Origin of the sequence: Acinetobacter sp. (assembly GCF_036659555.1) — a bacterium.
Lineage (GTDB): Bacteria > Pseudomonadota > Gammaproteobacteria > Pseudomonadales > Moraxellaceae > Acinetobacter.
The window spans coordinates 1-10,660 of the sequence record NZ_JAVXCI010000102.1 but is presented as its reverse complement, the minus strand read 5'-3'; the positions used below and the strand labels follow the sequence as shown (position 1 = coordinate 10,660).

Genomic DNA, 10,660 nt, shown 5'->3' with positions numbered 1-10,660 from the left:
TTGTTGCCCATACACGGCATCCTTGCCGTGATGGGCAACGTGCGGCATCCATGCCCGCACTCGTGTATCCAAATTTTATTTGACACAAGGGTCTATAGAACTCGAAGCCGAAGGGATTTCCGCGGAGTCGTTTAAAAAAACTTAGCCATTATATAGCTGAGTTTTGAAATCCGTATCACACATAATCTCCCATAAAATATGCTTTCATTAGGTTTTGTGTGTAATAGCTATTTTGGTAATTAGCTATAGACAGAGGATTTTGGTTACCTTATGGAATATATTCCCCACCTTCAAAGTAACGGATGCCTGCACCTAAGCAGATCCTGTTACAGCTGAAATTTGAGACTGTGGCTTTGCTCTTGATAAATTAAACCTTCTGAATGAACAGCTCACGGTCAAAACGGTACTGCGGGAAGAACACGCCGTCTTCCGCACGCTCACCAGCGCCAATCACCATGACCGGATACTGCTGATCATTCAGGTTCAAGATTTTGCGCACCAGCGGCTCATCAAAGCCTTCCATCATGCAGCTGTCAAAACCGTAAGCGCGCAAAGCCAGCACTAAGTTTTCACAGGCCAGCGCAGTGGTTTTTGTCGCCCAAAGCTTGGCATCCGCAGGGCTGAATGCGGTAACAGGCAATTGCTTGTCCAGTGAGCGGGCAAGCTTGAAAGCAACTTTCTTAAAGTTACCCAGTGAATTAAAGTAACCTGTCTTATAGTTGTACGGAATAATGCGGTAATACTTTTGCACGGCAGCTGGCGCTTCCGGAAATGGAAACTCGCTGATGTTCATTTTTGCCATTTCGTCCAAGCGGTCGGTGCGCGCAACGCAAACAATCAATTCCTGCGCTGTTTTGGCCGCCAATTGGCTCAGGCAGGCTTTCACCAGCTGCTTTTTCTTGGCTGTGCTTTGCACTACATAAAAGCTCCACGGCTGCAAATTCGAGGAGTTCGGCGCCAGTAGCGCCAAATCCAGGCAGGCGTCCAGCACTTCATTTGGAATGGCCTTGCCGGTAAATTTGCGCACAGAGCGCCGGCTTTCAATGACTTTGCGGAAATTTTCCACATCAATGTCCTGCGGCGCAGGCTCAAAATAGCGTTTCTTTTCAGTTGTGTTTTGGTTTGTCATGAGATTGGCATCTTCCAGGCTGAGTTAAAATTCATGTTGGGGCGGAAAATAAAAAAACCACCTGGCTGCGTGAACCAGGCGGTTTTCATTATCCACTCAATGCTGAAATTAATTGAACTGGGTAAAGTCCGGCTTGCGCTTCTGCATAAAGGCCGCGACCGCTTCAGCCATTTCCGGCGAAGACACGCGCTTCATAAAGATTTCCGCTTCATCATCAATGCAGTCAACAATTTCCTGCAGATTATGCTTCATCAGCGCTTTGGTCTGGCGCAATGATGCCAGCGGCAAGGCGGCTAAAGTCTGCGCCTGCTTCAAGGCTTTCGCATAGGCGTCTTCTTCAATGCTGTTGATAATTCCGGCGCTGAGCGCTTTTTCACTGTCAAATTTTTGCGCTGTGAACAGCAGCTCCGCCGCTTTATGGTAGCCCGCCTGCTGAATCAGCAGCTTGCTGGAAGCGCCTTCCGGTGACAGGCCCAGGCTGACAAATGGAATCTGGAACAGGGCGGTGCTGTCGCTGTAAACCAAGTCCGCATGCAGCAGAATCGTTACGCCAATGCCAATCGCTACGCCGCGCACCGCGCAGATGAGGGGCTTGGAAAATCTGGCTGCGGATTTCAGCACCACAAACGGCGGCGCATCGCCGGCTTTGCCTGCAAGCGGGGCTTGAATGAACTTCATGAAGTCCTGCATGTCATTGCCGGCGCTGAAGTCTGCATCTTCACCGCGCAAAATCACTGCGCGGACAGCTGTATCCTGATCGGCCTGATCCAAAGCTTCTGCAATTTTCAAATACAGTTCGCCATATAAGGCATTCTTGGCTTCCGGGCGGTTAATGGCTAAGGTCAGCACGCCATTGTCTAAATTCGCATTCAAATGTTGATGAGGTTGTTGAATACAACTAAGTGTCATCGTACTATCCTTGCTTTAAACTTAATTCAATTTTTATGGGCTCATTATGTCGCATTTTTTCCGTGCCGGCGCAACTGGTGAGTTCATAAAAAAACGATGATCCGCTATGAAATATGCATTTGATTATTTAGTTTTCATTGGCCGCTTTCAGCCCTTTCATTTGGCGCATATGCAAACCATTCAAATTGCGCTGCAGCAAAGCCATTACGTTATTTTAGCTTTAGGCTCCGCGCAGAATGAGCGCAATATTAAAAATCCGTTCACCGCCGGCGAGCGCGAGCAGATGATTTTATCGAATTTTTCCGAGGCTGATCAGCAGCGCATCAAGTTTGTGGAGGTGATTGATGTCTATAACGATGAAAAATGGCAGAAACTGGTAAAGTCCTTAGTGGCTGGAATTACGCTGCCAAATGAGCGCATTGGCCTGATTGGCCATTTTAAGGATGATTCATCCTATTACTTAAAGTTTTTTCCGGAATGGGAAATGGTGGAGCTGACCAGCCTGCAGGATGCCATATCGGCAACGCCGGTGCGCGAAGCCTATTACCGCGGCGACATTCAGGCCGATGCCTTTCCGGCAGGCACGATCAATTTTTTACAGAGTTTTCAAAACACCTCTATATATCAACAATTGCAAGACAAATTCCTGACCCAAGACAAGAGCAATTTGCCCTGAGCTTTGGTTAAGCTGTTGTTATTCGGACAGCAAATCTGCTTCGGGTAAAGGAGCAAAGCATGGGGATTAAAATACGGATAACACAGTGCCTGCTGGCCAGCCTCGCGGCTTTAAGCCTGCCTGTGCTGGCGCAGGGCTGGACGCTGACGGCTGCCAGCCATGTCAGTTTTGATATTAAAGCGGTCGGGCTGTCGGTGGTGAAGGGAACCTTCAATCAGCAGCATTCCCGCATGTTTTTTGATGCCAGCGCGCCCAAAACTGCATCGGCTGAACTGATTCTGGCTGCCAACAGCCTGACATTCAGCAAGCCGGCATTAAGGAATATGTTTTTAGGGGAAGATTTTTTCAATGCGGCGCAATATAAAACTGCAACTTTTAAAAGCACGGAGTTTCAGCCGCTGGGCGATGGCCGCTATAGCGTAAAAGGCGATTTGACCCTGCGCGGCGTCACTAAAGAAGTCACCTTTGATATGCATTTAAAGCCGAATCCATCCAACCCTAAACTGCTGGATGTGCAGTCATCCACGGTGATTAACCGCAGCGATTTCGGCATGAAAAGGGTGCTGGGCGGCGTTGGAGACAAAGTGAATATTCAGCTCTCCGGCCAATGGCTGGCGAAATGATTCACGCGCGGCCATGCTGAACTCGAACTGTTCAAAAAAAATGCTGAAAAATAGCCATCTGCCGTTTAATTCATGTGCTGATGCGCATGGTGAAGCAAGGCTGCGGTCAGCTTCTGCAGTGGCGCAGACTGTTGCTTCCAGTGGTGCCAGTACAGCTGAATGTCGCAGCGCGCTTCAGGCATAACTTCAATCAGCCGGCCCGTTTCAAGCCGGCCTGCAATTTGGTAATCCGGCACCATGCCAAAGCCCAGCCCTAAGAAAACCGCTTCGGTAAAGGCGGTGGAAGACGGAATGTAATGGTGCGGATAGCTTTCGGCGCTCAGGCCAAATCTCTTTAAAATAATATCGGTATGCAGGCGGTCTTTTTTATTGTAAATCACCGCAGGCGCCTGCCTTAAAGCTTCTCTGCCGATGCCCTTGGCAAACCACTGCCGGCTAAATTCAGGCGTAGCCACCATGCGGTAGGTCATGGCGCCTAAAGGCAGGGCAAGGCAGCCGTTCATGGCGCTCACTTCTGTTGAAATGCAGGCATTCACTAAGCCGGCTTCCAGCAGGTGATGGGTCTGGCTCTGATCATCGACCTGCAAATGCAGCGCAATTTTTTCTTCCAGCAGGGTCTGCCGCAGCGCCGGCAGCAGCCATGTCGCCAGGGAGTCGTCATTGCTGGCAATATGCAGCTGATAGAAATCCGAGGCGGAAGCTTTGCCGGTTAAGTCCTGAATAAGCGACTGCTCCAGCAGGCGCGCATGCTGCAGATAGTGCAGCAGCGATTGGCCAGCTTGGGTGACGCGGCAGGGGCGCTCGCGCACAATCAGCAGATGCCCTAAGGTTTTTTCCAGGCTTTGCACGCGCAGGGTCACTGCGGATGCGGTGATGCAGAGGCACGCCGCGGCCAGATCAAAACTGCCGGTTTCCGCCACGGCAAAAAAGGCATCGCACTGTTTATGGTTAAGCATTTTCCGTCCATTATCCAGCTAAAAATAATTTAGCCAGGCTGATATTTTCTAAATAATACTCAATTTAAGGCAAATAAACAGATAATGCGCTGAAGATATTTCATATGTTGTATTGCCATGCTGAATACTTATTTGCAGGGATTTGCGGTTAGCCTGAGCCTGATTATTGCCATTGGCGCGCAAAATGCCTTTGTGCTGAAGCAGGGGCTGAAAAAGCAGTCGGTTTTTTGGGTATGCTTTGCCTGCGCGCTTTCAGATTCTATTCTAATTGCCTTTGGCGTCGCCGGTTTTTCGGCGGTGCTGCAGCGCTATCCTGAAATCATTCAGTTTGCAAAATGGGGCGGTGCGGCATTTTTATGCTGGTATGGTTTTCAGCATGCTGTGCAAGCGGTCAAATCCCAGCAGTTTTTGCAGGCCAGCCAGACGGAGGAAAACCGTTTGGCTCAAATCATTCTGCTGTGTCTGGCGCTGACCTGGCTGAACCCGCATGTGTATTTGGATACCGTCATATTATTAGGCTCCATCTCTACCCAATTTGAGCAGACCCGGCTGTATTTTGCCTTAGGCGCCATTACGGCGTCATGGCTGTTTTTCTTCAGCTTGGGCTATGGTGCGCGCATTCTGATTCCTGTGTTTGAAAAGCCCAAAGCATGGAATATTCTGGATGGGGCGATTGCTCTGGTCATGTGGGGAATTGCGCTTTCACTTGCTGTGAGCGCTTAAATTTTAAAGTGTTAGGATTGAGCTGATGAACCCGGAGCTGGAATTTGCGATTGTTACAGAACTTGCCGGAGATAGGGTGGCAGTTAAAACTGAAAATTTATTTCTTGCGGCTCAATTGATATCAATAGGATTTAGAATCAATGAAAGTTCAACTTTTAATTTAGCAATCCGTGATGAAGATCATCGGCTGTCAGTTATAGATATTTTAATTGAACTGGGCGCGCTATTTTCAAGTGGAAGGGATTGGAGTCCTGAAGAGCTGGTCAGATATTATGTTGAGCTGGGGGAAATCAATAAAAAATTTAAAGTGATTTCTTGGCGAAATCCGCATGGTTATACGATTAGATAAAATCATTTAACCGATGTCCGAGAGCAAGGTCAGTTGAGCTGCTCAACTGACCTTGCCTGCACAAAATCTATTTTAAGCCTGCAGTGCTTTAAGGTCTTCCAGCACTTGTTCCGCATGGCCGGCAGCTTTTACCTTGCGGTATTCTTTCACCAGTTTGCCATTATGGAAAATAAAGGTTGAGCGTTCAATACCCATGACTTTTTTGCCGTACATATTTTTTTCTTTAATCACATCAAAGTGCTTGCACAGCACTTCTTCTTTGTCGCTGATTAAGTTGATGCTCAGATTCTGCTTTTCAGTAAAATTCTGATGTGTTTTGACTGAGTCGCGTGAAATGCCGACAACAGCGGCATTCAGCGCATCAAATTGATCTTTCAGGCAGGAAAAGCCGATGGCCTGCGTGGTGCAGCCCGGTGTGGAATCCTTAGGGTAAAAATAAACAATCAGCCATTCAGCAGGCGCTTCCGCTAAATTCACTTCGCCGGCAGTGGCAGGGAAAGATTGATTCGGCAGGCTAAGGTCAGACATGAGATGCTCCTTCAAAATAGTCAATGATGTTCTAATTCAAGCGTTAAAAAGGCATAGTCGCCATGATACAGAATTTCGCCCTGGCGTACAGGAATCGGCTTTTTAAAAAGCGGGCCGTCCAGCACAGTGCTATGAAATTCGCCGCCTTCACCGCAGGGGTCTATGCCTCTGCGCAGCAGTTCATTGACATAGTCCAGCGTCATGATTCTGCCTAAATCGGCAGCAGTCATGCCCAGCTTTAAGTTGACCGTGACCAGCATGGTTTGAAAGCCCAGCTGAATAAATTCCTGAATGACTTCAAGATGCGGGCGCTGCCATAAAGGCATGCACAGCTGCAGGCCGGCCTGCGCTGCGACTTTTTCATGCCAGCAGCCATGCTCAGGCATATCCAAGTCGCCATTGACCAGAACTTCGGCGCCCAGCTGCCGGGCTTCGGAGAGCATTTTCAAAAACTCTGCTTCATAGCTCTGCCAGCTGGCGCTGGCCAGTAAAACCGGCAGCCCCAAAGCCTGCGCCTGCGCATGAATGATTTCCAAGGGCATGGCATGCGAGCGTGAGCGCTGGCCGTGCTCTTCCAGCATGGCGATCAGGCCTGCGGCTTGCCCCACCTGTAAGGCATGATACAGCGCCAGCGTACTGTCTTTGCCGCCGCTGTAGGAGGCAACAAATTTCTGCCCCGGCGCCATGGTCTTCCACGATTCACTCATTGTTTTTTCCAAATTCCGTTGATAAAAAGGCAGTCAATAAAAAAGCCTGCAAAAGCAGGCTTTCTCACAGTCAGTCAGCTTATTTTTTTGGCTGCTGCGCAGATTTCATGGCTTCTTCAGTCAAAGTTTTCAGCTTGCCTGTCAGCTGCGGGCCAAAGCATGCCTGCAGGTCTTTATTCTGCTTTTGCACAAAAGCTAAAGTTGCCGGGCTTTTCTTCTGATTGATGGCGCTTTGAATTTCCCATTTTTGCGCATTGGTCAAGCGGCCATCCGCTTCTACAGCGCAAGAACAGTATTTGCTGACTTCAGCAGCGGACAGTTTTTTGCTTTTGCCCGTTTCTTCTTTACAAACATTAATTAGCGCCGATTTTACGTTGGTGCTCTTATACGCCTGCTGCAGCTTGTCATTGTCTGCGTGAGCAGCCGATGCAAACAATGCAGCTGCAGAAACTGCAGCGGAAAGAATAATGTTTGATTTCAAAATTTTCATAAACTCTACCTTGTTATTTCGGTATATAACGGGTTGGGTCTTCGACACCTGCGTCTGCAAAACCTTGTTTGCGGAGGCGGCAGCTGTCGCATTTACCACAAGCGCGCCCTTGGTCATCTGCCTGATAGCAAGACACTGTTTGACTATAGTCTACGCCATGTTCCACACCTAGGCGAATGATATTTGCTTTGGATAAATGTAACAAAGGTGTTTCGAATTTAAGCGGTTTTCCTTCTACGCCAACCTTGGTTGCAAGTTTCGCCATGTTGGCAAACGCCTCAATAAATTCCGGGCGGCAGTCAGGATAGCCTGAATAATCAACGGCATTGATGCCGATAACAATCGCCTGCGCATCAAAAACTTCAGCCGCGGCTAAAGCATAAGACAGGAAAATGGTGTTACGCGCTGGAACATAAGTTACAGGAATGCCGTCAGACTCATGATCCGGCACATCAATGCTGTGGTCAGTCAGCGCAGAGCCGCCTAAGCTGCCCAAATCAATGTTGATTACACGGTGCGCTACGCCAGCTTTTTGCGTCAGCGCCTGCGCCGCCGCCAATTCAGTGGCTGAACGCTGGCCATACATAAAGCTGATCGCGATGCATTCATAGCGCGCCTGAGCCCATGCCAGGCAGGTTGTAGAGTCTAAGCCGCCAGATAGCAGCACAATAGCGCGAGGGCGCATGTTCAATTCTCCAGATAATCTTTAATACACTTAACGGCCGGTTTCATCATTCCACAGCAGCTTGTGCAGCTGCAGCTGGAAGCGGACAGGGAGGCGGTCTTCTAAAATCCACTGGGCAAGGTCACGCGCCAGCTGCGGCAGGCGGGCTGCGCCTTTTTCAACCGCAAATGCCGGCGAGAACCATACCGTGCCGGCTTTTTCATTCAATTTATGAAGTTCCACCTGCTGCCTGGACCATTCATAGTCTTCACGATTGCAGATCACAAATTTGATCTGATCGTGCGCGGTTAAATGCTCAAGGTTGCTCAGCAGGTTCCGCGCAGACTCGCCGGAAGCCGGCGTCTTTAAGTCTAAAACTTTAGATACCCGCGCATCCACTTTGGACACATCCAGCGCGCCGCTGGTTTCCAGCGATACTTCGCAGCCCAGATCCGCCAGGCGCTGCATCAAGGGCAGGGCATTCGGCTGCGCCAGCGGTTCGCCGCCGGTCACGCAGATATGCGGGGTTTTAAAGTCCAGCGCGGTTTGAATAATGTCATCCAAAGACCGGCGTTCGCCGCCTTCAAAAGAATAGGTGGTATCGCAATACGTGCAGCGCAGCGGGCAGCCTGTCAGCCGGATGAAAACCGTCGGCAGGCCCGCTGTATTGGCTTCACCTTGCAATGAATAGAAAATCTCCGTAATGCGTAACCCCGCAGACGGATCGGAAACAGGAATAGCGGAAGAGCGGAGGGATGTCATAGCAAAATTAAACCACAGTATAGAAAAACAAAAATCCCTACGGCCATTGCTGGCCGTAGAGATGAGGAACGGTTAAAGTTCCGCAAAAAATGAATAAAAAAATCAGTCTTCGCGCAATAAATCGTTCAGGCTGGTTTTGGCGCGGGTTTTCGCATCAACTTTTTTCACGATGATGGCAGCGTACAAGCTGTAAGTGCCGCATTTAGACGGCAGGCTGCCGGCAACAACTACAGAACCGGCAGGCACGCGGCCGTAATGGACTTCACCGGTAGCGCGGTCATAAATCTTGGTCGACTGGCCAATGAACACGCCCATAGAGATGACAGAGCCTTCTTCTACAATCACGCCTTCAACAATTTCAGAACGCGCGCCGATAAAGCAGCTGTCTTCAATAATCGTCGGGTTCGCCTGAAGCGGTTCAAGCACGCCGCCAATGCCTACGCCGCCGGACAAATGCACGTTTTTGCCGATTTGCGCGCATGAGCCTACAGTTGCCCATGTGTCGACCATTGTACCTTCATCTACATAAGCGCCAATGTTGACATAAGACGGCATCAGCACCACGTTTTTAGCCTGGAAAGAGCCTTTGCGGGCAACCGCAGGCGGCACAACGCGCACGCCGGAAGCTTTAAACTGCTCTTCAGTCCAGCCTTTGAACTTAGTATCCACTTTGTCATAGAAGCGGAGATCGCATGACTCGATAGGCTTGTTGTCATTCAGCTTGAACGACAGCAGCACCGCTTTTTTCAGCCATTGGTGAACAACCCATTCACCATCGATTTTTTCAGCTACGCGAAGAGTGCCGTTGTCTAAGCCCGCGATTGCGGTTTCAACTGCCTGACGGATTTCAGCAGAACAGTCTGCTGCTGTGAAATTCGCACGGTCTTCAAACGCTTGCTCGATAATTGCAGAAAGCTGAGTCATGATCTTCCTTCCAGAAAAAAATTTTCCAAGATTTTACACTATATTGAGCTAAGAATAGATGGAAAATGAGCAATAGATCGGAATTAATCATTAAAAGCCGGAGAACCTCCTTTCAAGCGCCGGGGTTGGCGAATAAAACAGCGGATAATTTTTTTAATAATCAACAGTACAGCTGAAAATGTATCAAAAAATAACAAAAACTAAGCAAATTTTGAATAAAATATGATCGATTTATATTGTATATTTCACATCATACAGAACATGAATAATTCAACAATTTAATCTTTGACTTGAGGAGAAACCCAATGAAAATGCTACGTACAGTTTTAGCCGCATCTGTGTTGGCAGCATCCGGCGCGGCAATGGCGGATACAGCTGTGGTTAAGGATGGTTACGTTTTTGAGCAGAATCAATTGATGCCAACAGGCGTGCGCGCTGAAGCCGGCACTACCGGCTACGGCGGTGCGCTGCTGTGGACTGCAAACCCTTATGTCGGCTTGGCTTTAGGCTATAACGGCGGCAATGTTTCATGGTCTGATGATGTGAAAGTCAACGGTTCAACCTATGATTTAGACATGGACAATAACAATGTCTACTTAAACGCTGAAATCCGTCCGTGGGGCGCCAGCGCAAACCGCTGGGCGCAAGGCGTTTATGTGGCAGCCGGCGCAGCTTATTTGGACAATGACTACGGGCTGGACCGCCGGGTTAATCCTGGTGAAGCATTTAAAGTCAACAACACGAACTTTATTGCGGATCAGAATGGCTCTGGCGTGAATATCAACGGCAAGATGGAATATAAAAACGATATTGCGCCGTACCTCGGTTTCGGCTTTGCGCCGAAAATCAGCAAAAACTGGGGCGTCTTCGGTGAAGTCGGCGCCTACTACACAGGCAATCCTACAGTCACTTTGACTGGCAGCGGCGATGCGATAACTGGCGGTCAGGACTTTCAGGAAGCATTGCGGGCGGAAGAGCAAAAAATCCGCAATGATGACAAATACCAATGGATGCCGGTCGGCAAAGTGGGCCTAAGCTACTACTGGTAAGCGCTGAATGCTGACAGAATGGTACTGAAAAAACGGGCTTCGGCCTAATGCCAGTCAATTAAGAAATTGACTGGCTTTTTCTTTTTGAAACCCAAGATATTATTTGATACGCGGAGGTGTCATCCGCAACCTGAGCAAGAATAAAAGCACTGCTTTTATTCGAAGCGCAAG

The 10,660-nt window shown here is 49.0% G+C and carries 14 protein-coding genes; 5 read left to right on the top strand and 9 right to left on the bottom strand.

What is annotated here, in order from left to right; genetic code table 11:
- Positions 1-367: 367 nt before the first annotated feature.
- Positions 368-1,129, bottom strand: coding sequence for a nitroreductase family protein (locus RSA72_RS12520; RefSeq protein WP_332624446.1), 762 nt, complete (start codon positions 1,127-1,129; stop codon positions 368-370).
- Positions 1,130-1,237: 108 nt separating this feature from the next.
- Positions 1,238-2,038: an enoyl-CoA hydratase gene (locus tag RSA72_RS12515; protein ID WP_332624444.1), complete on the bottom strand. Its 801-nt coding sequence runs from the start codon at positions 2,036-2,038 to the stop codon at positions 1,238-1,240.
- Between the two features lie 106 nt (positions 2,039-2,144).
- On the opposite strand from RSA72_RS12515, the gene RSA72_RS12510 reads away from it, so the two are divergent.
- Together RSA72_RS12510 and RSA72_RS12505 are read left to right on the top strand one after the other, a co-directional pair.
- On the top strand, positions 2,145-2,714 hold the full coding sequence (locus tag RSA72_RS12510) for a nicotinate-nicotinamide nucleotide adenylyltransferase (protein WP_332624442.1): 570 nt from the start codon (positions 2,145-2,147) through the stop codon (positions 2,712-2,714).
- Positions 2,715-2,773: 59 nt separating this feature from the next.
- Positions 2,774-3,337, top strand: a complete 564-nt coding sequence (locus RSA72_RS12505; RefSeq protein WP_332624440.1) for a YceI family protein — start codon at positions 2,774-2,776, stop codon at positions 3,335-3,337.
- Between the two features lie 65 nt (positions 3,338-3,402).
- Here the strand turns inward: RSA72_RS12505 and RSA72_RS12500 are convergent, their stop codons facing one another.
- The gene (locus RSA72_RS12500; protein WP_332633260.1) at positions 3,403-4,293 is read right to left on the bottom strand and encodes a LysR family transcriptional regulator ArgP; all 891 of its coding nucleotides are present in this window, start codon (positions 4,291-4,293) and stop codon (positions 3,403-3,405) included.
- A gap of 117 nt (positions 4,294-4,410) precedes the next feature.
- Here RSA72_RS12500 and RSA72_RS12495 point away from each other — a divergent pair, with 117 nt between their 5' ends.
- A complete protein-coding gene (locus RSA72_RS12495; RefSeq protein WP_332623923.1) occupies positions 4,411-5,016 on the top strand; it encodes a LysE/ArgO family amino acid transporter in 606 nt (201 codons plus the stop codon).
- Positions 5,017-5,041: 25 nt separating this feature from the next.
- Positions 5,042-5,365 (top strand): hypothetical protein, encoded by a 324-nt coding sequence (locus RSA72_RS12490; RefSeq protein ID WP_332623924.1) that lies wholly within the window; start codon positions 5,042-5,044, stop codon positions 5,363-5,365.
- A 72-nt stretch (positions 5,366-5,437) separates the two neighbouring features.
- Here the strand turns inward: RSA72_RS12490 and RSA72_RS12485 are convergent, their stop codons facing one another.
- The 6 genes from RSA72_RS12485 to dapD all read right to left on the bottom strand — a co-directional run bounded on the left by RSA72_RS12485 (position 5,438) and on the right by dapD (position 9,440).
- A complete protein-coding gene (locus RSA72_RS12485; protein ID WP_332623925.1) occupies positions 5,438-5,893 on the bottom strand; it encodes a peroxiredoxin in 456 nt (151 codons plus the stop codon).
- A gap of 20 nt (positions 5,894-5,913) precedes the next feature.
- Positions 5,914-6,600, bottom strand: coding sequence for a diphthine--ammonia ligase (locus RSA72_RS12480; RefSeq protein ID WP_332623926.1), 687 nt, complete (start codon positions 6,598-6,600; stop codon positions 5,914-5,916).
- Positions 6,601-6,679: 79 nt separating this feature from the next.
- Positions 6,680-7,090, bottom strand: a complete 411-nt coding sequence (locus RSA72_RS12475) for a hypothetical protein (protein ID WP_332623927.1) — start codon at positions 7,088-7,090, stop codon at positions 6,680-6,682.
- A 13-nt stretch (positions 7,091-7,103) separates the two neighbouring features.
- Positions 7,104-7,775 carry a 7-cyano-7-deazaguanine synthase QueC gene (gene queC, locus RSA72_RS12470; protein ID WP_332623929.1) on the bottom strand — a complete coding sequence of 224 codons (672 nt, stop codon included), beginning with the start codon at positions 7,773-7,775 and terminating at the stop codon, positions 7,104-7,106.
- A 30-nt stretch (positions 7,776-7,805) separates the two neighbouring features.
- Complete coding sequence (queE, locus tag RSA72_RS12465; protein ID WP_332623931.1) at positions 7,806-8,516, bottom strand: 7-carboxy-7-deazaguanine synthase QueE; 711 nt, start codon at positions 8,514-8,516, stop codon at positions 7,806-7,808.
- Between the two features lie 102 nt (positions 8,517-8,618).
- Positions 8,619-9,440 carry a 2,3,4,5-tetrahydropyridine-2,6-dicarboxylate N-succinyltransferase gene (gene dapD, locus RSA72_RS12460; protein ID WP_332623932.1) on the bottom strand — a complete coding sequence of 274 codons (822 nt, stop codon included), beginning with the start codon at positions 9,438-9,440 and terminating at the stop codon, positions 8,619-8,621.
- Between the two features lie 305 nt (positions 9,441-9,745).
- Here dapD and carO point away from each other — a divergent pair, with 305 nt between their 5' ends.
- Positions 9,746-10,489 carry an ornithine uptake porin CarO gene (gene carO, locus RSA72_RS12455; protein WP_332623933.1) on the top strand — a complete coding sequence of 248 codons (744 nt, stop codon included), beginning with the start codon at positions 9,746-9,748 and terminating at the stop codon, positions 10,487-10,489.
- Positions 10,490-10,660: the final 171 nt, after the last annotated feature.